The following is a 25009-nucleotide window of genomic DNA, read 5'->3' as shown; positions in this document are numbered from 1 at the left end:
GGAAACGACCATGAGCCAGACAGTTGCAGCGATTCGCGAAGTCCGCGCGCGAGGCGTGGTGGTTCCTCTCAAGCGCGCTGTGAAGACCGCCTTTACGCTGATCGATTCCGGCCCGCTCGTGCTGGTCGATGTCGAGACCGATCAAGGCATTACCGGCCGCACCTACATCTTCGCCTACAGCAAGCTCACCGTTAAACCACTGGTGTATCTGATCGAGGAAATCGGCCGCGACCTCGTCGGCAAGCCGGTCGCGCCGTTCGATCTGATGAAAGCGATGGACGCCAAATTCAGACTGCTCGGCTGGCAGGGCCTCGTCGGCATGGCGGTGTCGGGCCTCGACATGGCCTGTTGGGATGCGCTCGGGCAGTTGGCCGGTCGGCCATTGGCCGAACTGCTCGGCGGCACGACAAAGCGGATCAAGGCCTATGACAGCTACGGCGTGGTCGATCCCGCGAGCGACGAGCACGCGCTGCGCCGCTCGCTCGATCAGGGCTTTCGCGGCATCAAGATCAAGGGCGGTGACGGCGATGCCGCCAATGACGAGCGTGTCGTGAAGGGGGTCCGTGCCCTGCTCGGACCTGATGTCGCGCTGATGATCGACTTCAACCAGTCGCTCGATCCGGCGGAGGCGACACGACGCATCGCGCGGCTCGCACCCTATGATCTGCACTGGATCGAGGAACCGGTGCCGCAGGAGAATTTGTCGGGCCACGCCAAAGTCCGCGAGACCTCGCCGACGCCGATCCAGGCCGGCGAGAACTGGTGGTTCCCGCGCGGCTTCGCGGAAGCGATCGCGGCCGGCGCCTCCGACTTCATCATGCCCGACGTGATGAAGGTCGGCGGCGTCACCGGCTGGCTCCAGGTTGCAGGGCAAGCCGACGCGGCAAACATTCCAATGTCGAGCCATCTGTTCGCCGAGATCAGCGCGCACCTGCTCGCGGTGACGCCGACCGCACACTGGCTCGAATTCCTCGACTTCGCCGGCGCGATCCTGGCAAAGCCTGCCGAGATCGTCGACGGCGCGGTGACCGCCCGCGGTCCCGGACTCGGCATCGAGTGGAATGAGCCGGCGGTGGCGAAGTATCTGGTGAGCTAGTCGTAGGATGGGTGGAGCGCAGTAATACCCATCCTCAGTCCACGACGAAGGTGACGGGTATCGCTACGCTCCACCTGTCTTGCGGACTGGCTCCATCCCGGATTTTTTGATCGCGGCTTCGGCTCGGTCGGATGTCAGGAACGCGATAAGCCGCCTGGCGTGCTCCACGCGGTGCGACGTGTTGACAATCGCCGCCGTGAAAACCTGAACGAGCTGAACGCTTGCAGGAAGCGGACCGATCAGATCAATACCGGGCTGATCAACCAGTTCGCTTAGAGGGCCGATCGCCAAATCGGCTTCGCCAGCCGCCAGCATAGCCGTCGAGTCCGTTCCCCGGGGTACAACCTTGAACGACACCTCGGCGGCAATCGCGAGCTTCGGAAACAACTCATCTTTCACAAACAGACCGCTGGTGCTCCCGGGCAAAGCGACCAGACGTGCATCGAGCAGAGTTTGCTTCAGTGCATCTACGCTGCTGATATCGGGCTTAGCGCTCCCCCGACGCACGGCGGCGCCGAGAGGTGCAGTTGCCAGCCCGGCTTCCGAGCCATCTGCGATCCTGCCCCTTGCGATCAACTCTTCCAATCCCTCCTTCGAGAGGATTACGACATCGATGTCCGCACCTTGTTCAAGCTGATACTTTATCGTTTTCGGACCTGTTCCCTGGGACGCGCCGGAGAGCGTCGTCACAGTAATACCCGTCATACGCTCGAACTCGGGTAGGACGTTGTGATACGCGAGCGAAAACCCTCCCGAAATGATGACGTGCAGCTCATCCATGGCATGCCCCTCTTAAACGATGGCGCCTGACGCGCGCTTCCAGAGATAGCGCACGTCCGGCTCCTTCTCCTCATTGCCGCTGCCGTCGGTCTGTTCGACCGGCACAAAGCCGCGCGCCTCATAGAAGCGGCGCGCTCGCGCATTGCGCTGGAAAGTCCAGAGCTGCAGCCGTTCCGCGCGACGCTTTGCGATCTCAAGCAGCGCGCTGCCGATCCCGCGGCCCTGCGCAGCGGGCAGCACATAAAGCTGCTCGATCCAGTCGTCGTGAAAGGCAATCACACCGGTCATGGCCGCGCCATCGAACGCACCCCACAGCGTGCAGGTCACAAACATCCTCTCGCGATAGAACCAGCGGTCCTCGTCCGGCGTATGAAGGCCAGTGAGCCGCGGCAGCGCCTGGTCGAACGCCGCGCGGTGCACACGCGCCGCGGCGTCCATGTCGGATAGGTCCAGTTGTCGGGCCTTCATTGGATGTGAGCCTTCGCCGTGAGCGCGCTTCCCGGACGGCAATCCTGCGACAGACTTCGCTCAGCTCCAGTTCTGCGCAAACTCGCGCATCACCCGCTCAATGTGCATGCGCATCGCGGCACGAGACTCTTCCGGATTGCGTGCGGCGAGGACGGCGAAAATCCGCTGATGGTCTTCCATGGTGGCCTGACGAAGGGCCGGCGTATGAAAGTGTTCCTCAAGCTTCAGCCACATAGCGCCGCGGACCTTGTCCCAAACGCTTGTCACCATCTGGACAAGGACGCTGTTGCCGGTTCCCTCGGCAATAGCGACATGGAATCGACGATCAGCAGCTTCGTTAGCCTGCTTGTCGCGCATCGTTTGCCGCAGCTCCCGCAGTGCGGCTGAAATCTTGTTGAGGTCTGTGTCCTTGGCACGAACGGCTGACACGGCGGCAATCTCGGGCTCAATGAGAAGTCGCGCACCCAGCAATTCAAACGGGCTCGGCGTTGCGTCATGCAGGAGAAAGTCCGCAGGCTCGGTGCCACAGACATAGATTCCCGATCCGCCACGAACCTCAACGATGCCGCGAATCTCGAGGGCGATGATGGCTTCCCTCACCGAGGTCCGACTGATTTCGAAGCGGTCTGCGAGTGCACGTTCGGAAGGCAACCTTTCCCCGACGTTGACTTCGCCATCCTCAATCAGCTGCATGATGTCCAGGGCGACGCGATGGTAGGACCGTTCCGCGCCGCCTTGCAACTCCGCGAGCAATCGGGCGTCCGACGCCTCCTCGGAGGAGGCCGCGGCAGACACAATCGCTGCGGACGATCGAGTCCGTGAAGACACAGCCTTCGCTGAGATCGAGCGTCGATTATTCATTGGATTCGGCTGACTTCAATTCAACGGCGTACATCCGTGCCTCCTCCTGTCGAGGCGCGAGCGCTTTTTCGGTCCCTGGCCCGAAGCAGTGCATCGCGGTCCTGCGCCGGACTACCCTAATCGTCTAGCCGTATCGTCAAAAAGACCCGACGTACAAGCGGTAGGACCACGCATCCGAGCGGCTCACTCAATGAGAGCATTTGGCCTATACGATATTACAAAAGCAGCAACTTTGCAGGAAATATTGAAGGCTGGCGCGGTATACCAATTCATGCTTGTGGTCTAACCAATTTTGTTCTAGCCTTTCACGACCCAGCCACACGACTGGTGGGCTGAAAAATCTCCAGGGGAGGATTCAATGAGAGTTGGTCACTCGCATGCCCGAACGGTGGTGAGCGTCGCAGCACTGCTGTTTTTCGGGACAGCGCCCCCATTTGCCCACGCGCAGGGCGTGCCGCCCGGTTTGCTGCCGGCCGGCGCCAACACCACAAATCCGAGTGCGCCCTTCTATATCGACCTGACCGGTCTCGACTTCAGAACCAATCCACCCACCCGAAATCCCTTGAACCCGAATTACCCATCGGCGATCGAGATTGCGAATGGCCGGCTGCCGCCGGTCACCAACGGGAATTTCATTATCGGCCCGACTCATCCGACCGCGATCGAGGTCACGACCGTCCCGACAGGGAAGGTGTACAGCTTCACCATGCGGTCGAGTGACAGCAAGATCTATCCCACGGGCCTGGTGCGCGTGGAGCCCAATTTCGATTACATCAATCAGTTTGGGCAGACCGCCCCGGGGGACTTCTCGACCTTGCTCGTTCCCAATTGCTTCACGCCCAATGTCAAATACTGCAGCGAGGTGGGGACATGGACTCGCAAGGTGACAATCTACGTGCCCCGGCAGGCACGCGACAGAGGGGACCTGCCGTTCATCGTGTCAGGGGACGGCAACTCGTCCTTCCCCGGATCGGACAGCTTTGAGTCCCTGCTGTTCCCGACCCTCGATGGTCTAATCAACGAGCGGCGAATCCCTCCGATGGTGGCCATCACCGTCGAGAACGGCGGCCAGGACGCGCAGGGCAGTCAGCGCGGGTTTGAGTACGATTCCATGAACGGGCAGTACGCGGAATTTGTTGATACGGAGGTGTTGCCCCTGGTCGAGAAAGCGGCCGGCCTCCGCCTGACCCGCAATCCGGCGGGCCGGATCGCGATGGGAGGCAGTGCGAGCGGCGAAGCGGTCTTCACCATGGCCTGGTTCCACCCCGAGCTCTTCGGCAAGGTCCTCGCCTACTCCCCGACCTTTACCAACCAGCAGTGGCCGCATAATCCCAACCTGCCAGGCGGGGCCTGGGAATATCACAGTAAGTACGCGGGCCCGATCCCGAATCCCCTGCTGGAAACGGAAGGCTTCATGTTTTTGCCCCCGGGGCCGCAGCCTACGAAGCAACCCGCAGCATCACCCCTCATCCCCAACAGCCCCAAGAAGCCGATCCGGATGTGGTTCGAGGTAGGCGACCACGACGAATGGTTTCCCAATCAGATGGCGGACGGGATGCACGATTATGTGCTGGCTTGCGAGACCATGGCCAAGGTGCTGGCGGCGAAAGGCTACGAGTACCAGTTCATCTTCGCCCGCAATGCCGGGCATGGGGATCCTCCCACCATGAGGCAAACGCTGCCGCACGCCATCGAGTATCTGATGCAAGGATATCGTCCGGATACCGACTACTAATACTCAATTCCGAACTCATCATAGAGGCGTCGGAACACGGCGGGGAGCACCTCGGTCAGATCCTCCGCGATCAGGCCGGGCCCGGCTTCGGTCGCGCCCTCGCCGTGCATCCAGACGCCGATGCTGGCGGCCTCGAAGGCCGGCACGCCTTGCGCCAGCATGCCCGCGATCATGCCTGACAGCACGTCGCCGGCGCCGGCGGTGGCGAGCCAGGGCGGCGCGTTGGCGGCGATGCTGGTGCGGCCGTCGGGCGAGGCGACCACCGTATCCGCGCCTTTCAGCAGCACCACGGCGCCGGACCGCTCGGCTGCGGCGCGCACGCGTTCGAGTTTTGAACGGCCGGGATGCTTGTTCGAGATATCGCTGAACAGCCGCGGAAACTCGCCCTCATGCGGCGTCAGCACGACCTGCTGGCCGTCGGAAGCCTTGATCGCTTCAAACAGCCGGTCCGGCGCACCGGCGAAGCTCGTCAGCGCATCGGCATCGAGCACCAGATGCCGTTGCGCCGACAGCGCGGTGTGGACGAAGTCGCGGGTGCGCGCGCTGACGCCGGCGCCGGGTCCGATCACGCAGGCGTTGAGCCGCTTGTCGCTCAGGAACTCGGCGAACTGGATCGGGTTGTCGACCGCCCGCACCATCACCGCGGTCAGTGCCGCGGCGTTGACGGCGAGCGCATCGCGCGGCGACGCCAGCGTCACCAGCCCAGCGCCGGCGCGCAGCGCCGCGCGCGCCGCGAGCCGTGCCGCCCCGGTCGAAGCGATGTCGCCCGACACCACTACTGCGTGCCCGCGTGCGTATTTATGGCCGTCGATCCGCGGCACCGGAAACGACCACCGCCAGGCCTGCGGCACGTTCTCGGCGCACAGCGGCTTGATCTCGTCCAGCACCTGCGGATCGATGCCGATGTCGGCGACGCGCACGCGGCCGCAATAGATCCGTCCGGGCAGCAACAGATGCGCGGGCTTCTTGCGGAAGAAGGTCACGGTCTCGGTCGCCTGCACCGCGGCGCCCATCACCGCGCCGCTCGAGCCGTTGATCCCGCTCGGCAGGTCCACCGCCAGCACCGGCGCACCGTTGGCATTCACTGCCGCGATGATCTCGAGCGGGTCGCCCTTCACGGCACGGTTGAGGCCAGCGCCGAACAGTGCGTCGATGATCAGCGCCGGCTTGCCGAGCGCCTGGGGGTTGAACGGCAGCACCGGAAATTTCCAACCCTTGGCCGCCAGCGCCGCATCGCCCTTCAGGCTGTCGCGTTCGCAGAGCAGGATAACGGAGACCTCGCGCCCGCGCGCCGCGAGCTCGGCGGCGGCGACGAATCCATCACCACCATTGTTGCCGCGGCCGGCGACCACGACGATCGGCCCCTCCTCGACCAGCTCCATTGCTGCCTCAGCGACTGCCTGTCCGGCGCTCATCATCAACGCAAAGCCCGGCGTGCCGGCTGCGATGGTCAACCGGTCGGCGCGCTCCATCTCGGTGATGGTCAGAACGTCCATGCCGAATCCTCAATCTCTCCGCCTTTTCGAGAGGCAATTCCTGTGACGTTCCCGAAGTCTCTTCTAGCCAATTGCATACGGATTGATCTATTTGCCTATTCGCCGGGCTTGGATATCATGCCGCCAGTGGTTCGATATCAGCCGATGCCTGCTAAAAGGCTGATAACATTCCAAAATCGGGGACCTCTACAACTTGGCATAGACCCTGCTTTTGAGGAAGCCGCTCACAATGGTGCGTCCTGCGACCATGGTGCGTGTTTCCGGCTCCGCGCCGGAAGCCATAAGATCAGACCAGACTGCGCCCCATGCGCATCGAAGACGACCTGTAATCTGCAATGCCCGGGAGGCGCTCAGTGAAAAAGATTGAAGCCATCATCAAGCCGTTCAAGCTCGACGAGGTGAAGGAGGCGCTCCAGGAGGTCGGACTACAGGGCATCACCGTCACCGAGGCCAAGGGGTTCGGACGGCAGAAGGGTCACGCTGAACTCTATCGCGGTGCGGAATACATTGTCGACTTCCTGCCCAAGGTGAAGATCGAGATCGTGATCGGCGACGATCTGGTCGAGAAGGCGATCGACGCGATCCGCCGCGCGGCACAGACCGGACGTATCGGCGACGGCAAGATCTTCGTCTCCAACATCGAGGAAGCGATCCGCATCCGAACCGGCGAATCCGGGCTGGACGCTATCTGAGCCGGGTGCTATCCGGATTCTGCGACCAAGAAGAGAAAAAGGGCTGCTTTGGCGGCCTGATTTCGTTTGGGTGGTCACACCAACCTGCCAAAAGCGGGAATAAACTCGTCGAACGCTGGAAACCGACCCGTCAATCCAAAAGGGGTATTCATGAAGACCGCCAAAGACGTCCTGAAATCGATCAAGGACAACGACGTCAAATACGTCGATCTGCGCTTCACCGATCCGCGCGGCAAATGGCAGCACGTGACCTTCGATGTCGGCATGATCGAAGAGGACACCTTTGCCGAAGGTCAGATGTTTGACGGTTCCTCGATCGCCGGCTGGAAGGCGATCAATGAATCCGACATGTGCCTGATGCCCGACCCGGTCACCGCGACAATCGACCCGTTCTTCGCCGAGACCACCATGGTCATCGTCTGCGACGTGCTCGAGCCGACCACCGGCGAGCCCTATAATCGCGACCCCCGCGGCATCGCCAAGAAGGCGGAAGCGATGGTGAAGTCGCAGGGCGTGGGCGACAGCGTGTTCGTCGGTCCCGAGGCCGAGTTCTTCGTGTTCGACGACGTGCGCTATGCGGCCGAACCCTACAACACCGGCTTCCGGCTCGACTCCTCGGAGCTGCCGATCAACTCGTCGACCGAATATGAGGGCGGCAACCTCGGCCACCGCATCCGCACCAAGGCCGGCTACTTCCCGGTTCCGCCGCAGGATAGCGTGCAGGACATGCGCTCGGAAATGCTCGGCGCGATGGCCAAGATGGGCGTCAAGGTCGAGAAGCATCACCATGAGGTCGCTTCGGCCCAGCATGAGCTCGGCATGAAGTTCGACACGCTGACGCTGATGGCCGACCAGATGCAGATCTACAAATACTGCATCCATCAGGTCGCGCACATCTACGGCAAGACCGCCACCTTCATGCCGAAGCCGGTCTACGGCGACAACGGCTCGGGCATGCACGTCCATCAGTCGATCTGGAAGGACGGCAAGCCGGTGTTCGCCGGCAACAAGTATGCCGACCTGTCGGAGACCTGCCTCCACTATATCGGCGGCATCATCAAGCACGCCAAGTCGATCAACGCCTTCACCAACCCGTCGACCAACTCCTACAAGCGTCTGGTCCCGGGCTATGAGGCTCCGGTGCTGCTCGCCTACTCCGCGCGCAATCGCTCGGCCTCCTGCCGTATCCCCTACACGTCGAACCCGAAGGCCAAGCGCGTCGAAGTGCGCTTCCCCGACCCGATGGCCAACCCCTATCTCGGCTTCGCCGCGATGCTGATGGCCGGCCTCGACGGCATCAAGAACAAGATCGATCCGGGCCCGGCGATGGACAAGGACCTCTACGATCTGCCGAAGGAAGAGCTGAAGCAGATCCCGACCGTCTGCGGCAGCCTGCGCGAGGCGCTGGAAAACCTCGACAAGGACCGCGCCTACCTCAAGAACGGCGGCGTGTTCGACGACGACTTCATCGACGCCTATATCGAGCTGAAGATGACCGAGGTCGCCCGCTTCGAAATGACCCCGCATCCGGTCGAGTTCGAGATGTACTACTCGCTGTAAGCCCCCACGGCTTCACGACTGCGAAAGGCGCTTCCGGAGGAAGCGCCTTTTGTTTTTGAATAGGTCGTAGGATGGGTGGAGCGAAGCGATACCCATCGGCTCAAGCCTTGCAACGAAGACAGGTTTTGCTCGACCCATCCTGCGAGATCAGGACAGCAGCGGCAGGGCGCCCTTCAAGACATCCTCCCCCCACTCCTGCACGAAGTGTCCCGCGGCGGTGATCGTTACCGGCTCAGGACAGTTGCGGATTGTTTGGCGCATTTCCCCCATCACGACAGGCCCAAGGACGGGATCGGTCATGCCGATCACCATTGCAGTCCTGCCGCGGTATTCGGTGCGCCACCATTCGCGAGCCTTGCGGGAAATCGCAGCGCCGCCCGCGTCGGGCTTGTCGGGCACGAGGTTCGGGAAGCGGCGCACGCCAGACTTGTAGGTGGCATCAGGGAAAGGTGCATCATAGGCAGCGGCCTCTGCGGGCGAGAGCTGCGGGCAGGCGCGGGACATGAGCTTGCCAACTGGCATGTCCGGATTGGCGTTGTTCCACGCGCGCCAATCCGTAAAACCTTTCGTCAGCGGGCGGTCGCCGGTCGCCAACATCGTGTTCATGATCAGCAGCGCCTCGAAGTGATCGGGGATCTCCATCGGGATCGTAAGACCGAGCAGACCACCCCAATCCTGGCAAACCAACGTCATGCGATCGAGATCGAGTGCGCGGATCAGCGCGATCAGGCTCTCGCGATGAAAGTCGAAGGTGTAGATGGCCTCCTCAACCGGTTTGTCGGATCGACCGAACCCGAACATATCAGGCGCGATCACCCGATAACCGGAGGCGACGAGGCCGGCAATCATCTTGCGGTAAAGGTAGCTCCAGGTCGGTTGGCCATGAAGGCAGAGCGCAACGCGGGCGTTGCTTGCGCCCTCATCGAGATCGTGCATGCGCAAGCCGGTGTAGCCTGGAAGATCGTCACGATAGTTCGGCGCGAACGAATAGCCGGGAAGGCCGTCAAAGCGCGCCTCAGGGGTCCGCAAAACCTCGTTCGCCATTGTGAAGTGCTCCTTGTGTCAACCTCGCGCGGCCCCTCACGTATTACGCCTTGTCACCCGCCGCCGTTACTGCAAATTGCGGAAGTCTCGTAGGATGGGTGGAGCGAAGCGATACCCATCGACGTTCTATCCGTGCGGCGAAATGATGGGCATCGCTGCGCTCCACCCATCCTACGAGGTCTACGGCGACATCACACCCGGAACAATTTCGCGTACCTTGCCTTGATCTCTTCGCTCTGCGCCTGCACCGCGGCCGGATCGGCCTTGAGCATTTTCAGCTTTGCCAATGGCACGTGCCCGGCCTTCTCCTTCACCTGGGCGTGGAACGAGCGATGGGCGAACTCGTCGGCCAGCATTTGCTGGGTCTCGGCGCTGAAGAAGAAATTCTGGAACAGTTTTGCTGCATTGGGGTTCGGCGCGCTCTTGAAAATGCCGCTCGGCACGATGATCAGCGGCGCGCCTTCGGCCGGATACACCACCTCGACCGGCTTGCCCTGATCCTTGGCCAGCACGAGATTGTAGTCGTTGCCGTCGGCCATCACGGCGCGCTCGCCGAGCAGGATCTTCTTCGGCGGATCGGCAGCCGACTGCACCTGCATCACCCGCTGCTGCGCCAGCTTCTCCAGATACGGCCAGCCGAGATCGCGCGCCAGCACGAACGTCGCGGTCAGGATCGCGCCGCTGTAGCTCGGGTGGCCCTTGACGAGCTTGCCGCGCCACCGGGGATCAAGCAGGTCGGCATAGCTCTTCGGCGCATCCTCGCCCTTCACCTGCTCGGTGTTGTAGCCGATCACCTCGAACCAGGCGCATGACGTCGCGTAGCTGCCATCAGGATCGATCTGGTCGGCCGGGAAATGCTTTACGACATCTTCGGGCAGATAGGTCGCGAGCCAACCGTTTTTCTTCCAGTCGAGATAATGCGCGGGGTCGGTGGAATTGGCGACATCGACGGCATTGATGCCGCTGCCCTGCTCCTGCTCGATGCGCTGAAAGATGCGCTCCGCGCCGGAGCGCTCGACCCGGACGTTGATGCCGGGATATTTCTGCTCGAAGGCCCGTGCGAGGCGTTCGGCCGTGTTCAGTTCCAGCGCGCTGTAGAACGAGACCTTGCCCTCCTGCTTCGCCGCCGCGATCAACTCCGGCGTCACCGCTGAGGCCGGCGGCGCGGCCGCCCGCAAGGGCTCGGCGAACACCATGCCGGCCGCCGTCGCAGCCGTCGCCTTGAGCCAATCGCGTCTCGACCATTTGCGGTCCTGCATTGCGTTACTCCCTGACATCGGGCCGTTGGCCGGCCACGCCATTGTCAGGCAATGATAGCGCGTAGGATGGGTGGAGCGAAGCGATACCCATCATGTCGAACCGTGCAAGAGTTGATGGGTATCGCTGCGCTCCACCCATCCTCCGGACTTGGCCCGGACTAATCCTCCCCCGGCGGGTTCTCGCGCAGGAAGCGGGCGAGATCGGACTGTACCGAATAAGGCAGCGGCACGGGGTCGCCTTCCAGGTCGACCGCGAGATCGAGGCAGCGCCGCAACATGCGCGCCAGTTCCGCACGCCGGTAGGGCTTGCGCAGCAGCGGAATGCCGTGCCCGGCACGTCCCGACAGCGGCAGCGCGCCGTCGCTGTAGCCGGAGGTGAAGAGCACCCGGAGCGTGGGGCGCCCGGCCATCAGCGTCTCGGCCAACTGCCGGCCGTTCATGGGTCCGGGCATCACGATATCGGTGAATAGCAGATCGAACACCGCGCCGCGACCGACGATGGCAAGCGCGTCGTCGGCATTGGCCGCAACGAGAACCGTGTAGCCAAGGCCCGAAAGCTGCCCCGCGACGTAGTCGCGGATCCGCGCATCGTCCTCGACGCACAGGATCGTCTCATTGCCGCCGCGGACCGGCAGATCGTCCTGTTCCGCGGGACGCCGGGCGGCGCCTTCGGCCTTGGGCAGGTAGATCCTGAACGTCGCACCATGCCCCTGCTCGCTCAGCACTTCGATCCCGCCTCCGGTTTGCTTGACGAAGCCGAATACCATGCTGAGCCCGAGCCCGGTGCCCTGCCCCACCTCCTTGGTGGAAAAGAACGGATCGAAGATCTTCTCCAGATGCGAAGGCGAAATCCCGACACCGGTATCGCTGACCTCGATCACAAGGTGGTCGCCGGCCCGCTCGACACCGCACGCCACCGCATCGGGAATGCCGAGCTGGATGTTGCGGGTCGCGAATGTCAGCGTTCCGCCGTCCGGCATGGCGTCGCGCGCGTTGATGGCGAGGTTGACCAGCGCCGCGCTGAGCTGGCTGCGGTCGACGAATGCCAGCCACGCGTCGCGGCCCGAGCTCCGTCCTGATCGCGATCTGCGAGCCCAGCGTCTGCGACAGCAGCCGCCCCACCTCGCCGACGAGATCGTTGACGTCAGTCTCGGCGGGTTGCAGCGGTTGCTTGCGGGCGAACGCCAACAGGCTGGACGTGAGTTGCGCGCCGCGATCGGCCGCATCGCTGATCAGCTTGGCGATCGAGGCAAGCTGCGGGTCGTCCTTGACGCCGTCGGCGAGGATCTCGATCGTGCCCGTGATCACGGTCAGCATGTTGTTGAAGTCGTGCGCGATGCCGCCGGTCAGTTGCCCGACCGACTCCATCTTCTGCGCCTGGATCAACTGCTCCTCCGCGAGGCGCCGCTGGGTGATATCCCTGACGAAGGCGTTGACGACGTAACCATCGCCGCGGCGCAACGCGCTGAGCGACACTTCGACGAGGAACTGGTGGCCCTCCCGATGCAGGGCCGCAGATTCGTACCGCATGCCCATGCCCCCGGCCGCGACCTCCTGCAGGAATTGGGCGATCCGTTGCCGATGCGCATCCCGCAGCTCTTCCGGGAACACCATTTCCACCAGCCGGTAGCCCACGGTCTCGGACCGCGTCCACCCGGTCAGTGCCTCGGCTTGCGGGCTCCAGTCGAGGACGACACCGTCCTGATCGGTCTGCACGAATGCATCGAGCGCCGTCTTGACGATGGCCTGCGCCATTTGCTCGCTCTCGACCAGCGCCTGATGCGCCTGCCGTCGCGCCGTGATGTCGTGGAGCACCGTGACCGCACCGCGCAGGTTGCCGGCGTCGTCACGCAACGGCCGGGCGTTGGCCAGCAGGCAGACCTCCGGACCAGGCGGCCGCGGCCTCACGATCAGTTCGAGATCGTCGACGTCATCGCCGCGCAGCGCGCGTGCCAGCGGCGTCTCCGGTATCGGCATCACGGTCGCGCCATCGGCGTAATAGCACTGGAAGGTCCGGACACCGGTCAGGCTGTTGAAGCCGGGATCGATGCCGAACATGCAGCGCGCCGCCGCGTTGACGATCAACACCGCTCCGCTCTGGTCGGCCACCACCACGGGATCGCGGATGCTTTCGACGGTCTTCTCCAGCAGGTTCTGCCGGGTGCCGAATTGCGCCGACAGCTCGGCGAGCGCGCCCGCGAGGCTCGCAATCTCACTACCGCCGCCTGAAGGCATCGGCACCGTCTCGCCGCGGGCCAGCCCCTCCACCGCCAGCGTCATCCGGGTGAGCGGCCTCGACAGCGACCTGCCGATCATGACGGCCATGATGAGCGCGAGGACCAACGCGACCACACCAGTGGCGAGCAGAAAGCCCAGCGAAGCGACGCCATGGATGAAGCCCAGCGCGAGCAGGATCACGACGACGGGCGCCATCATCCCGAGCGCCAGGCGGCCCGACAAATTCATCCCGACCAACTCATCGTGATCCGCAGCACCCGAAAGTGGAAGGGCGGGAAATATCGGCAAGCATTATCAGCACCGGGCAATATCCGGCGGCTTGTTATGTTGCTTAGCCGAGTTCGGCTTGGCGATCCGCCAATTTCGCGCCCGTAGAATTACGGAGGGAAACATCCCGGCGCCGATCGATCCGGATCATGGCGCCGGGGAGTCCGGCCAGAATGAGTTGAGCGTCAGACATTGTCCTCTGCCCCGGAGATAGCTTCGGTCCGGCTACCGCTTCAGCAGATCATTGGATTGTCGCCAAAGTCGCAAACGCCGCCGGGCTCGTCGCGCGGCGGCGAGGCAAACAGGGCGTGCGGCGCCTCAATCCGGGCATTGCCGTAAATCCAGTCGCCGTTGGGACCGGCGGCCGCCTTTCCTCCTATCATGCCGGGTCGCCTGGTGGTCGCGTCCTCGTGAGCACCGGCAGGCATTGTGAGCAGGCCGCTCGCAATCAATCCGGCCAGCAAGAGCTTGATTGTCGTCATTGGACTTCTCCGTTGGGATGTAACAAGTCGAAGAGGCTTGGCCTCTCCGGCGAGTTCGTGAGTTCACATCCCATGACGGCTCGTCCCGGCGGTTCATTCCAACACCGTCGCGTGAAGTACGCGGCGCCTCAGTCCAGTGGACCTGAGTTGTTTTGCCGCAACCGGTGCCAGAACTGGCTGATGGGTAAGCCAGCCTCGTTGGGGGCAATCACTGATTTGCCCGACGGTGCAAGCCTATGTTCGAAGGATATTTTTCTGTTTATTGGAAGCGAAGCTCGGTGGCAAACGAGATACAAAGCTCCGACAAATCATGTCGCGAGAATGCGGATGTACGGCTCACAAATCGCGCAACAAACTCAGTGTCGTCCTGGCGAAAGCCAGGAGCCCATAACCACCGATGTTTGGTTGTTGCGCCGCGCTGGAATGACGAGTCCCATTCACAACACCCGCCGCTGAGTATAGGTCCCTGCTTTCGCAGGGACGACAGCGTTGTTTGCGGCCCTACGCCGCCTGCCGCCGCTCGCGCAGCGCGTCGCCGAACGCCTCGAACAGCGCGCGGTTGATCGGGTTGCGCTGCGGGTCGTATTCGGCGTGCCACTGCACGCCGAGAGCGAAGGTGGGCGCGTCGGCGATGCGGATCGCCTCGATGGTGCCGTCTTCGGCAATCCCCTCGATCACCACGCGCTTGCCGGGTTCGAGGATACCCTGCCCATGCAGCGAATTAACGCGGATGGTGTCACGGCCGAGGATCATTGCGAACGCACCGCCCGGTGTCAGCGTGACGTCATGACGATCGGCGAACACGACCGTGGGATCGGGATGGATCTCGCCGTTCTCGAGCCGCGGCATGCGGTGGTTCATGCGACCGGGGATCTCGCGAATCTCCGGATGCAGCGAGCCGCCGAACGCAACGTTCATCTCCTGCAGGCCGCGGCAGATGCCGAAGATCGGCACACCGCGCGCCACGCAGGCTTCCGACAGCGCCAGCGCGACATCGTCGCGGTGCAGATCGTAGGGTTCGTGGGCCGCGCAAGGCTCGGTGTTAAAGCGCGTCGGATGCACATTGGCGCGGGCCCCGGTCAGCACCACGCCGTCGACCACGTCGAGCAAGGCAGCGACGTCGGTGATTTCAGGAGTTCCCGCGAACATCAGCGGCACGGCGCCCGCGATTTCGGCTACAGCGCGAAGGTTGCGCTCTCCGACCATTTGGACTGTGAAGCGATTTTCAAGGCGATGGGCGTTTCCGATTACGCCGACCACGGGTCGTCTCATTATTCAAGTCTCGCGCAATGAATCTTCTACGCTTGCCACGTTTCAGAGACGATCATGCCTCCGAGTTCCCGCCGGATCAACTGTCTATATCTGCACAGCACAGCTTGCAGCCCTGCACAAAACCGGGTCCAGCGGAGGACGCCCTCCCAAGCCTGACCGGTCGTAGCGCCGTCCGGGCTATTGCCTGGGGCGACAGCTTGATCCTGGCGCAGATTTCGCCAAAGACTGCCCAGTACACCGGCACGAGAGAGGGAATCACCCGTGACAGATTCGGCTGACAATCGCCTGCAGGCCCGCAACGACATGGCGTGGGCGATCGCCGTCGGCGGCATCGGCGTCGTGCTGTTCGCGGCGCTGTTGCTGTTCACCTGGTCTTTCGCCGCGACGCTGTTCCTGCTGTTCGCCGGCGTCCTGCTCGGCGTCGGCCTGAACGCGATGACCACCCTGCTCGGCCACCTCGTCAAATTGCCGCACGCCTTGCGGCTCGCGATCGTCTGCCTCGCGCTGGCGGGGCTATTGTCGGGTATCGTGTTCCTCGGCGGCACCACCATCGCGGAACAGGCCACCGTGCTCAGCAACACGATCAAATCGCAGCTCGGCAACGTCAAGCATTTCCTCGAGCAACACGGCGTCGACACCAGCTATCTCGATTTCACCAACGCCGCCGGCGACGTGAAGCCGGAAGGCGCTGCCGGCACGACGACGCCTGGCTCAAACGCGACGCACAATTTGCCGGGCGCGAGCGCGCTCGCCTCCAGCGGCGGTGCGATCGTCAGCCAGACGCTGAAGGTGCTGCTCGGCACCGTCAGCGTGGTTGGCAACTTCTTTATTGTGCTGTTTCTGGGGCTCGCCTTCGCCGCGCAGCCCAGTATCTACCGCGCCGGGCTGTTGTTCATCGCGCCGGCCAAATACCGCGGCCAGGCCATTCTCATCGTCGACCGTATCGGCGAGACCCTGGAGCGCTGGCTGATCGCGCAGATCATCACGATGGTGGCGGTGTTCCTCGTCACCTGGATTGGTCTGGAGATCATCGGCATTCCGAGCTCGTTCATCCTCGGCATCCAGGCCGGCCTGCTGGCCTTCATCCCGACGGTCGGCGCGATCCTCGGCGGAATCATCGTGGTGCTGGCGAGTCTCGCCACGGGCTGGATCGCGGCGCTCTCCGCCTTCATCCTGTTCCTCGGCGTGCACGCCATGGAAAGCTACGTGCTGACGCCGATCATCCAGCGGCAGGCGCTCGACATCCCCCCGGCCACACTGTTCGCGTTCCAGATTCTGCTCGGCGTCGTATTCGGCATCTGGGGGCTGGCGTTGGCCCTGCCGCTGATGGCGATCAGCAAGGTGATGATCGACCACTTCAAGGCGGAGGACGCATTACCTGCGCACGCCGCCTGAGCCGGTGGCCTTACGAGCTCACCACCGTCTCGGTGTGCTCGACCTCAGGGGGCGCGGCGAAGTAAGGGCCTACGAGCGCGCGCCAGGCGGTGAAATCCTCCGAGCCACGGAAATCGACGGTGTGGTTCTCCAGCGTCTCCCACTTCGCCAACAGCCGGTAGCGCGACGGCTTCTCGATCGACCTGTGCAACTCAAATCCCTTGCCGCCCTTGGCGCGCAGGAACAGCGGGCGTGCCTTGGCCACGGCCGTTTCGAAATCCTTCTCGCTGCCGGGCTTGACGTCGATCAGTGCGATTTCCGTGATCATTGGGGCTGGACCTCTGCTGATGAGCGCCCGTCTCTACCCCAGCCGGCCGCAAAGAAAAAGGCGCCTCCATGGGCGCCGATGTCAGGAAGGTCTTGGTCAGCCGGTTCTTGCCGATGTTCAACCGAAGACCAAGCCGGTGACAAAGACCGCCAGCATGGCGCCGACCAGCAACACCATCGGCCAGCGCCTGCTGGATTGTTCATAGCGGCCCCGCGCGCGCCGTTCGGCGATCACCGCCGTCTCGTATTCGTCCGAGTCGGAGAACATGCAGGCGAAGCCGCCACGCGCCGCGGCGGCGGCCGCTTCGAGCGACATCAGGGCTGCCTGCGGGTTGCGTGTGGGTATCGACTCCATACCTCAAAGGATGGAGCCGGATTGTTAATCAATGGTTACCGTGGCCCGTCACTGGACCGTCGCGGGCTTGTGACGCGCCGCCGCAGGCAGGCCGGCGGTCTTGCGCCGCCAGTTCTCCAGCGAGAGCGGCAGCTCTTCGGCCGCCTCGACGCGATTGCGACCGCTGCGCTTCGCCTGGTACAGCGCGGTGTCGGCCGAGGCGAGCAGCACCTCCAGCTCGGTACCGGCCGGGCCACCGGCGACGCCGATGCTGACGGTGGTGTCGACCGGACCTTCCTCACAGGTGATGCCGCTGGTCTCGAAGGCCTCGCGCACACGCTCGGCGACCAGGACGCCTTCTTCCAGCGAACACGGCAAAAGTGCTGCGAATTCCTCGCCGCCGATGCGACCGGAGAGATCGCTGATGCGGAGATTGTTGACCACGACGGCGGAAAACAATTTCAGGATCTCGTCGCCGGCGGGGTGACCGAAGCGGTCATTGATCGATTTGAAATGATCGATGTCGAAGATCATCACCGTGACCGGGCGACCGGCATTGGCCTCGCGCTCGATCACCCGCGCACAGGCTTCCGAGAAGCCGCGGCGGTTGAGCATGCCGCTCAGCGGGTCGACCGAGGCCGCGGTCTTGTGCACGGCCACCGCGCGGTCCGACACCATCATGAAGATCACGAACACGGTTCCGATCGCATACAGCACGAGCTCGACCGAGAACAAGGTGACCCAGAAGCTGGCGGCGAAATTCTCGTCATTCCCGCGCAAGAGGTCGCCGAGCAGAATCGGCAGCATCAACACGCAGCCATGCGCGACCGGCACCACGATCGCAGGCCAGCGCTTTTGCATCGCGCGGCGGCGTTCGTTCCACAATTCGGCGGCGGTCAGCGCCGCGTAGATCGCGACGATCGCCGCGCCAATCGTCAGGCGGGTCGCGGAATCCTGCACGGTCGTCACGGCGCCAACCCAGGCGATCGGACCGAGCATCAGGCCCGGCAGATTGGGCTTGCGGCCGTGAAACACGCGCGAGGCGTTCCAGACCATGCCGCATGCGGCAAAGCCGACCGCGTTCAGCGCCAGCAACAGCGGCGCGCCGAGCGCGGCGCCACCGATCGTCCACAGCGCAACCGAGGCCGCGCCAAGCAGATAGGCGGTGCCCCACCATTTCAACGCGGGGATGTTCTCCTGCCTGCCGAAGAACATCAGCATGGCGCCGAGCATGCCCGCGACCATGGTGGCGAACAGATAAAGCGTCGATGTGTCGAACGACATAACTCACCCCAGCCCGGTGTGATGCAACGTTCGCAGGCGCAATTCTTAAATGGTGTGATGCAGCGCTACTGCTGATGCACAGGCTAGGACGCGCGAGTTCCAATTCCGTTTGCATGCACACGCAAGTTTTCATGAAAAACTGCGTTAATTCACTTCTAAACCCCATCGAGCCCGGTTCTAAACCGGGCGCGCTTGTTGTTCATCTGACGCGTTTTCTTCACGCGAACCGGTACCCACTTCGCTTGAAAACGCTCCAGCAAAAAGGGCGCCTCGCGGCGCCCTCTTCAGATCGGCATATGCGGCAATTGCCGCGAATTGCAGGACGCGAGTTAGCGCTTCGAGAACTGGAACGACTTGCGCGCCTTGGCCTTGCCGTACTTCTTGCGCTCGACCGTACGCGAGTCACGGGTGAGAAAGCCGCCCTTCTTGAGGACGCCGCGCAGTTCGGGTTCGAAGTTCGTCAGCGCCTTCGAGATGCCGTGTCTGACAGCACCGGCCTGGCCGGACAGACCGCCGCCGGCGACGGTGCAGATCACGTCGTATTGGCCGTTGCGCGCGGCCGCGACCAGCGGCTGCTGGATCATCATGCGCAGCACCGGACGAGCGAAGTAGATTTCGACGTCGCGGGTGTTGACCGAGATCTTGCCGGCACCCGGCTTGATCCAGACGCGGGCGACCGCGTCCTTGCGCTTGCCAGTGGCGTAGGCGCGGTTGAACTTGTCGATCTTCTTGATGTATTTCGGCGCTTCGGGAGCGGCCGGCTTGACCTGCGAGAGCTGATCGAGGGACTGCAACGTATCGGACATTTATGCGGCCCTCGTGTTCTTGCGATTTAGGGAAGCGATATCGACCGTCTCGGGGGTCTGCGCTTCATGCGGATGCTCGGCACCGGGATAGACGCGCAGATTGCCCATCTGCATGCGGCCGAGGGGCCCACGCGGGATCATGCGCTCGATCGCCTTTTCGACGACGCGCTCGGGGAAGCGACCCTCGAGGATCTGCTTCGCGGTGCGCTCCTTGATGCCGCCGATGAAGCCGGTGTGCTTGTAGTAGACCTTCTGGTCGCGCTTGCGACCGGTCAGCACCACATGGGCTGCATTGACAATGATGACGTTGTCGCCGCAATCGACATGCGGGGTGTAGGTCGGGAGGTGTTTGCCGCGCAAACGCATCGCGACGAGAGTAGCGAGACGGCCGACGACCAAACCCTTGGCGTCGATCAGCACCCACTTCTTCGTCACGTCGGCGGGCTTGGCCGAGAACGTGGTCATGTGTGAAATCCATGAAAAAGAAATCGGCGCCGAGCGCGCCGAACTGTGCCGCTTTCTAGAGAAGCCGCGCGCGGACGTCAACGCCGCTGGGGTATAATTAGTTTATGTAATTCAATGGCTTATAAATATGGTGCAATAATACCGGAGAAAAGCCTATTGATTTGGAATGGAATAGGTCGCCGTGACATGAGCGATCGGATCGGGCGAGGTGCCGGACAGCAGGTTGACCTCCCCGACCGCAAGCCGCCTGCCGAGCTTGAGCAGCTTCGCCACCGCAAGCACGTCCTGCCCGGGCTGGCCCTTGCGCAGGAAATTGATGTTGAGATTGGTTGTTACGGCGAGGCCAATGGGGCCGATCGCCGACAGCAGCACCACATACATCGCGAAATCGGCCAGCCCCATCAAGGTGGGTCCCGATACCGTGCCGCCGGGCCGCAGCATCCGTTCGCTGAAGCTCTGGCGCAGCAGGCAGGTTTCGCCGTCGGCACTCTCGATCTTGATGTCATCGAAGGCAAACGCCTGCGGAAACTCCTTGCGCAGGAACTCCTCCAGCTCAGCCACGCTCATTTTCGCAGTCGTCATGCCGTCCCTGCCCTCGCCGCAACCAGCCTGTTACATTAAGTTGTCATGAAGACCATAGTGGAATCTCGCCATGTCTGCCCAAGCCCCAGCCGAAGCCGCCCGCGCGCCAACACCACAAGCCCCGATCCTGCTGCGCGAGAGCGTGGGCAGTATTGCGGTCCTGACGCTCAATCGCCCCGCGGCGCGTAACAGCCTGTCGGAGAGCCTGATTGGCGAGTTGCACGCCGCGCTGAAGGACATCGCCGGCGACAACAGCATCCGTGGCGTCGTGATCGCCGCGAATGGCATGGCCTTCTCCGCCGGCCACGACATGAAGGAGCTGACGGCGCGCCGCACCGATCCCGATCGCGGCCGGGCCTATTTCTCCGAGATCATGAACGCGTGCAGCGCGATGATGCAGGCCGTGGTCCACCTGCCGAAGCCGGTGGTCGCTTCCGTCCAGGGCATTGCCACCGCGGCCGGCTGCCAGTTGGTCGCAAGCTGCGACCTCGCTGTTGCTTCCGAGGCCGCGACATTCGCAACGCCGGGCGTCGACATCGGCCTGTTCTGCTCAACGCCGATGGTCGCGCTGTCGCGCAACGTACCGCGCAAGCAGGCGATGGAGATGCTGCTCACCGGCGAGCCGATCTCCGCTGCGACAGCGCAAGGCATCGGACTGATCAACCGCGTGGTTCCATCAGGCACCGAACGCGACGCCGCGATCGCCCTGGCGCAGAAGGTCGCACTAAAGTCGGCCTACACCGTCAAGCTCGGCAAGGAGGCGTTCTATCGCCAGGCCGAGATGAGCCTCGCGGACGCCTATCGCTATGCCGCCGAGGTGATGACCGAGAACATGATGGCGCGCGACGCCGAGGAAGGCATCGGCGCCTTCATCGAGAAGCGCGAGCCGCAGTGGCAGGACAAGTGACGCTCTCATTGCAATCGCAATGAGAGCGTCATTCCGGGCCGATGCGAAGCATCGAACTATGGTGCGCAGTTGCGCACCTGAGAATCTCGAGATTCCGGGTCTGGTGCTAACGCACCATCCCGGAATGACCAACCGGATAACAAATGAACCACGACGCCTACGACGACAATTACATCCGCAGCATCCTCAATGGCGTGAAGTCGATCGCGATGGTCGGCGCCTCGCCGGTCAATGTGCGGCCGAGCTACTTTGCGTTCAAATATCTGGCGCAGCGCGGCTATGACATGATCCCGGTCAATCCGGGCCATGTCGGAAAGTCGCTGATGGGCAAGCCGTTCGTGGCCTCGCTCGCCGACATCGGCCACCCAATCGACATGGTCGACATCTTCCGCAATTCGAGCCACATCCTGCCCGTGGTGGACGAGGCTCTCGCATTGTCGCCGCCGCCGAAGGTGATCTGGATGCAGCTTGGCGCGCGCGACGATGCGGCCGCGGAAAAGGCCGAAGCCGCAGGGCTCAAGGTCGTGATGAACCGCTGCCCGAAGATCGAGTATGGCCGGCTGTCGTCGGAGATCTCCTGGATGGGCGTCAACTCGCGCACCCTGAGTTCCAAGCGTGCGCCGGTCCCGACGCAGGGCATGCGGCTGTCGCTCAATCGTTCCAGTTTCGGCGGCGGCCAGACTGCGGCATCCGACCGCGCTGCAAAAAACAAAACCGAGACGACGTGACGCATCAACGGAATAATCGTCGCGATCAGGCGGTATGGCGCAGCATGCTTGTTCCAAACACGTATCGGCGATCCGACGCGCCTTGACGGCGGAGCGCGCCGCCATCAGCATGCCGCGCATTTTCGACAAGGCCACAACAGGACACCAAGAATGACCGATCGCCTTCCGGGATTTTCCACCCTCGCCGTGCACGCCGGCGCGCAGCCTGATCCCACCACCGGCGCGCGGGCGACGCCGATCTACCAGACCACATCATTCGTCTTCAACGACGCCGACCATGCCGCCTCGCTGTTCGGCCTGCAGGCATTCGGCAACATCTATACGCGCATCGGCAATCCGACCAACGCCGTGCTCGAAGAGCGCGTCGCCGCATTGGAGGGCGGCACCGCGGCGCTCGCGGTCGCCTCCGGCCATGCGGCGCAGGTCGTTGTGCTGCAGCAGCTGTTGCGGCCGGGCGACGAGATCATTGCGGCGCGCAAGCTCTATGGCGGCTCGATCAACCAGTTCACCCATGCCTTCAAGGCGTTCGGCTGGAACGTGGCCTGGGCCGATCCCGACGAGATCGATAGCTTCGAGCGCGCGGTGACGCCGCACACCAAGGCGATCTTCATCGAGTTGATCGCCAATCCCTCCGGCAGCATCACCGACATCGAGGCGATCGCCGCCGTGGCGCGCAAGGCCGGCGTGCCGCTGATCGTCGATAACACGCTGGCCTCGCCCTATCTGATCAAGCCAATCGATCACGGCGCCGACATCGTCGTGCACTCACTGACCAAGTTCCTCGGCGGTCATGGCAATTCGCTCGGCGGCATCATCGTCGATGCCGGCACCTTCGACTGGTCGAAGGACAACAAGTATCCGATGCTGAGCGAGCCGCGCCCGGAATATCACGGCATCAAGCTCCAGGAGACCTTCGGCAACTTCGCCTTCGCGATCGCCTGCCGCGTGCTCGGCTTGCGCGACCTCGGCCCGGCGCTGTCGCCGTTCAACGGCTTCATGATCCTGACCGGCATCGAGACGTTGCCGCTGCGCATGCAGAAGCACTGCGACAATGCCAAGGCGGTGGCGGAATTCCTCTCCGGCCACGGCGCGGTGTCGGCGGTGAATTATGCCGGCCTGCCCGGCGACAAGTACAACAATCTGCAGCGCAAATATGCGCCGAAGGGCGCCGGCGCGGTGTTCACCTTCAGCCTCAAGGGCGGCTACGACGCCGGCGTCAATTTGGTGTCGAACCTGAAGCTGTTCTCGCATCTGGCCAATGTCGGCGACACCCGCTCGCTGGTGATCCACCCGGCATCCACCACCCACAGCCAGCTCGACGACGCCGCCAAGGTGAAGTCGGGCGCGGCGCCCGACGTGGTGCGGCTTTCGATCGGCATCGAGGACAAGGAAGACCTGATGGCCGACCTCGACCAGGCCCTGAACGCCTGATCGCCCCGCTTGCCGGAGCGGTGCCCGGCGCCGCACCGGCAATTTCGCGCGAAACGGCAGGCCTCTCGTTAACGCCCATTCCGGCATAAAGTGGCATTGATTGGCTCCAGATGATTCGGGAGAGCATTGATGCTGCGCTGGATATTGCCGCTTGCGATCGCGCTATCGGCGATTGCGCCCGCCGACGCCGCCGACACCCCTGCCGCCACCAAGCGCGCCGCCGTACGTGCCGCGCGCCAGCTACCGCCCGGCCTGCCCCACGCGCACTACGACTATCGCACCACGGTCGCGCCGCCGACCTATGTGCGGCGCGGTCGTCAGCTCGTGATCGTCGAGCCGGAAGTGATCCCGCTCAACTCGTGGCCCCTCGTCCCGATCGTGCGCGGTGAGCCGCTGCTGCCGGGATCGTCCTCGCTGCCCGGCTATTATGGCGACGGCCATTCCTACAGCTACGGGGGCCCCTATTACGGCGGCGCCTATGTGGACTACTGGGATCGCCTGCCCTACGCCTGCGGCATCTACGGTTACTGCTAGCGCGGGACGATCGTGGCCAGATCGCCGCAAAAAAACAGCACATCAGCTTCCGGGAACGCGGTTACCGTCGACCTCGTCGCGGTGCTGGTCGCCGTCACCGACGGCGCGCCGAAGATCGTCACCATCGCGGGCGGATCTGCGCTGCCGAGCGGCCCGTTCGAATTCACCCACCGCTCGCTGCAGACCGCTCTTCGGGCCTGGGTCGAGGCCCAAACCGGCCACCCGCTCGGCTATGTCGAGCAGCTCTACACCTTCGCCGACCGCGGCCGGTCCGGCGACACCAAGACGCCGCACAGCATCTCGATCAGCTATCTCGGCCTGACCCGGGAGGACAGGGTCGGCGAAGGTTTTGAAGCGCATTGGTCCGGCTGGTACGACTATTTCCCGTGGGAAGACCACCGCGCCGGCGCGCCGGCGTGCCTTGCGAAGATGATCGCGCCGAAGCTGAAGGTGTGGGCGAAATCGGCCTCGACGCCGGCGCTGCAGCGCGAACGATGGCAGCGTTGCGCCATCACCTTCGGCCTCGATGATCGCGATTGGAACGAGGAATTGGTGCTGCAGCGCTACGAGCTGCTCTACGAAGCGTCGCTGATCCCGGAAGCCGGACGGGAGAACGGCCGCGAGGCATCGATCGTGCCGGGCAGGCCGATGACCGCGGATCATCGCCGCATTCTCGCCACCGGGATTGCGCGGTTGCGCGCCAAGATCAAATACCGTCCGGTGGTGTTCGAGCTCCTGCCTGACGAGTTCACCCTGCTCCAGCTGCAACGCAGTGTTGAGGCACTCGCAGGCCGGCTGGTCCACAAGCAGAATTTCCGCCGGCTGATCGAGCAGCAGGAACTCGTTGAAGAGACTGGTGCAATCGCCACCGAGGCGGTCGGGCGGCCGGCCAAGCTGTTCCGTTTCCGCCACGCCGTGCTGGCGGAACGAGCCGTCGTCGGCACCAAGCTTCCGCTTTCGCGCACTTGACAGGCCTTATGCTCAGGC

General features: G+C 63.4%; 25 protein-coding genes and 2 pseudogenes. 10 read left to right on the top strand and 17 right to left on the bottom strand.

Annotation, left to right across the window (positions count from 1 at the left end; translation table 11 throughout):
• Positions 1–10: 10 nt before the first annotated feature.
• Positions 11–1096 (top strand): enolase C-terminal domain-like protein, encoded by a 1086-nt coding sequence (locus ACP2YO_RS22750; protein ID WP_426442800.1) that lies wholly within the window; start codon positions 11–13, stop codon positions 1094–1096.
• 63 nt (positions 1097–1159) lie between these two features.
• Here ACP2YO_RS22750 and ACP2YO_RS22745 read toward each other — a convergent pair whose 3' ends face one another.
• Genes ACP2YO_RS22745 through ACP2YO_RS22735 form a run of 3 tightly spaced genes read right to left on the bottom strand, consistent with a single transcriptional unit; the run spans position 1160 to position 3097 of the window.
• Complete coding sequence (locus ACP2YO_RS22745; protein WP_426442799.1) at positions 1160–1876, bottom strand: substrate-binding domain-containing protein; 717 nt, start codon at positions 1874–1876, stop codon at positions 1160–1162.
• A 12-nt stretch (positions 1877–1888) separates the two neighbouring features.
• Positions 1889–2344: a GNAT family N-acetyltransferase gene (locus tag ACP2YO_RS22740; protein WP_426442798.1), complete on the bottom strand. Its 456-nt coding sequence runs from the start codon at positions 2342–2344 to the stop codon at positions 1889–1891.
• 60 nt (positions 2345–2404) lie between these two features.
• Positions 2405–3097, bottom strand: coding sequence for a FadR/GntR family transcriptional regulator (locus tag ACP2YO_RS22735; protein WP_426442797.1), 693 nt, complete (start codon positions 3095–3097; stop codon positions 2405–2407).
• A 466-nt stretch (positions 3098–3563) separates the two neighbouring features.
• On the opposite strand from ACP2YO_RS22735, the gene ACP2YO_RS22730 reads away from it, so the two are divergent.
• Entirely contained in the window at positions 3564–4940 is a 1377-nt protein-coding gene (locus ACP2YO_RS22730; RefSeq protein ID WP_426442796.1) for an alpha/beta hydrolase, read from the top strand.
• On the opposite strand, the gene ACP2YO_RS22725 is transcribed toward ACP2YO_RS22730, so the two are convergent.
• On the bottom strand, positions 4937–6436 hold the full coding sequence (locus ACP2YO_RS22725) for an NAD(P)H-hydrate dehydratase (protein WP_426442795.1): 1500 nt from the start codon (positions 6434–6436) through the stop codon (positions 4937–4939). The genes ACP2YO_RS22730 and ACP2YO_RS22725 overlap by 4 nt on opposite strands.
• Positions 6437–6789: 353 nt before the next feature.
• On the opposite strand from ACP2YO_RS22725, the gene ACP2YO_RS22720 reads away from it, so the two are divergent.
• Positions 6790–7128, top strand: coding sequence for a P-II family nitrogen regulator (locus ACP2YO_RS22720; RefSeq protein ID WP_011441447.1), 339 nt, complete (start codon positions 6790–6792; stop codon positions 7126–7128).
• Between the two features lie 150 nt (positions 7129–7278).
• On the top strand, positions 7279–8688 hold the full coding sequence (gene glnA / locus ACP2YO_RS22715; protein ID WP_426442794.1) for a type I glutamate--ammonia ligase: 1410 nt from the start codon (positions 7279–7281) through the stop codon (positions 8686–8688).
• 147 nt (positions 8689–8835) lie between these two features.
• Here the strand turns inward: glnA and ACP2YO_RS22710 are convergent, their stop codons facing one another.
• The 7 genes and pseudogenes from ACP2YO_RS22710 to ACP2YO_RS22680 all read right to left on the bottom strand — a co-directional run bounded on the left by ACP2YO_RS22710 (position 8836) and on the right by ACP2YO_RS22680 (position 15250).
• Positions 8836–9732, bottom strand: a complete 897-nt coding sequence (locus tag ACP2YO_RS22710) for a haloalkane dehalogenase (RefSeq protein ID WP_426442793.1) — start codon at positions 9730–9732, stop codon at positions 8836–8838.
• Between the two features lie 191 nt (positions 9733–9923).
• Positions 9924–10991, bottom strand: coding sequence for an extracellular solute-binding protein (locus ACP2YO_RS22705; RefSeq protein ID WP_426442792.1), 1068 nt, complete (start codon positions 10989–10991; stop codon positions 9924–9926).
• Between the two features lie 158 nt (positions 10992–11149).
• Positions 11150–11716, bottom strand: a complete 567-nt coding sequence (locus tag ACP2YO_RS22700) for a response regulator (protein WP_426443289.1) — start codon at positions 11714–11716, stop codon at positions 11150–11152.
• Between the two features lie 6 nt (positions 11717–11722).
• Positions 11723–11971 (bottom strand): annotated as a pseudogene (locus tag ACP2YO_RS22695) (ATP-binding protein); the annotation flags it as partial.
• 247 nt (positions 11972–12218) lie between these two features.
• Positions 12219–13226 (bottom strand): annotated as a pseudogene (locus ACP2YO_RS22690) (PAS domain S-box protein); the annotation flags it as partial.
• Between the two features lie 503 nt (positions 13227–13729).
• The gene (locus ACP2YO_RS22685; RefSeq protein ID WP_426442791.1) at positions 13730–13978 is read right to left on the bottom strand and encodes a hypothetical protein; all 249 of its coding nucleotides are present in this window, start codon (positions 13976–13978) and stop codon (positions 13730–13732) included.
• Positions 13979–14479: 501 nt separating this feature from the next.
• A complete protein-coding gene (locus ACP2YO_RS22680; RefSeq protein ID WP_426442790.1) occupies positions 14480–15250 on the bottom strand; it encodes a gamma-glutamyl-gamma-aminobutyrate hydrolase family protein in 771 nt (256 codons plus the stop codon).
• A gap of 261 nt (positions 15251–15511) precedes the next feature.
• Between ACP2YO_RS22680 and ACP2YO_RS22675 the strand changes: the two genes are divergently transcribed.
• Positions 15512–16645, top strand: a complete 1134-nt coding sequence (locus tag ACP2YO_RS22675; protein WP_426442789.1) for an AI-2E family transporter — start codon at positions 15512–15514, stop codon at positions 16643–16645.
• Between the two features lie 10 nt (positions 16646–16655).
• On the opposite strand, the gene ACP2YO_RS22670 is transcribed toward ACP2YO_RS22675, so the two are convergent.
• From ACP2YO_RS22670 to ACP2YO_RS22645, 6 genes are all read right to left on the bottom strand, one after another.
• Positions 16656–16952 carry an antibiotic biosynthesis monooxygenase family protein gene (locus ACP2YO_RS22670; protein ID WP_426442788.1) on the bottom strand — a complete coding sequence of 99 codons (297 nt, stop codon included), beginning with the start codon at positions 16950–16952 and terminating at the stop codon, positions 16656–16658.
• A gap of 117 nt (positions 16953–17069) precedes the next feature.
• Complete coding sequence (locus ACP2YO_RS22665; RefSeq protein ID WP_426442787.1) at positions 17070–17267, bottom strand: hypothetical protein; 198 nt, start codon at positions 17265–17267, stop codon at positions 17070–17072.
• A gap of 87 nt (positions 17268–17354) precedes the next feature.
• A complete protein-coding gene (locus ACP2YO_RS22660) occupies positions 17355–18569 on the bottom strand; it encodes a diguanylate cyclase (protein WP_426442786.1) in 1215 nt (404 codons plus the stop codon).
• A gap of 329 nt (positions 18570–18898) precedes the next feature.
• Positions 18899–19375 (bottom strand): 30S ribosomal protein S9, encoded by a 477-nt coding sequence (gene rpsI, locus ACP2YO_RS22655; RefSeq protein WP_426442785.1) that lies wholly within the window; start codon positions 19373–19375, stop codon positions 18899–18901.
• Positions 19376–19840: a 50S ribosomal protein L13 gene (rplM, locus tag ACP2YO_RS22650; protein WP_426442784.1), complete on the bottom strand. Its 465-nt coding sequence runs from the start codon at positions 19838–19840 to the stop codon at positions 19376–19378.
• 153 nt (positions 19841–19993) lie between these two features.
• Entirely contained in the window at positions 19994–20422 is a 429-nt protein-coding gene (locus tag ACP2YO_RS22645) for a PaaI family thioesterase (protein WP_426442783.1), read from the bottom strand.
• Positions 20423–20492: 70 nt separating this feature from the next.
• Between ACP2YO_RS22645 and ACP2YO_RS22640 the strand changes: the two genes are divergently transcribed.
• From ACP2YO_RS22640 to ACP2YO_RS22620, 5 genes are all read left to right on the top strand, one after another.
• Positions 20493–21329, top strand: coding sequence for an enoyl-CoA hydratase (locus tag ACP2YO_RS22640; RefSeq protein ID WP_426442782.1), 837 nt, complete (start codon positions 20493–20495; stop codon positions 21327–21329).
• 143 nt (positions 21330–21472) lie between these two features.
• Entirely contained in the window at positions 21473–22057 is a 585-nt protein-coding gene (locus ACP2YO_RS22635) for a CoA-binding protein (RefSeq protein WP_426442781.1), read from the top strand.
• A gap of 150 nt (positions 22058–22207) precedes the next feature.
• Positions 22208–23488 (top strand): O-acetylhomoserine aminocarboxypropyltransferase, encoded by a 1281-nt coding sequence (locus ACP2YO_RS22630; protein WP_426442780.1) that lies wholly within the window; start codon positions 22208–22210, stop codon positions 23486–23488.
• Between the two features lie 129 nt (positions 23489–23617).
• Positions 23618–24022, top strand: coding sequence for a hypothetical protein (locus ACP2YO_RS22625; RefSeq protein ID WP_426442779.1), 405 nt, complete (start codon positions 23618–23620; stop codon positions 24020–24022).
• 12 nt (positions 24023–24034) lie between these two features.
• Complete coding sequence (locus tag ACP2YO_RS22620; RefSeq protein ID WP_426442778.1) at positions 24035–24991, top strand: NUDIX hydrolase; 957 nt, start codon at positions 24035–24037, stop codon at positions 24989–24991.
• Positions 24992–25009: the final 18 nt, after the last annotated feature.

This window comes from Bradyrhizobium genosp. P, from assembly GCF_049949265.1.
Lineage (GTDB): Bacteria > Pseudomonadota > Alphaproteobacteria > Rhizobiales > Xanthobacteraceae > Bradyrhizobium.
Note: the sequence above shows the minus strand (reverse complement) of the source record. Positions and strands in the feature narration are given on the sequence as shown.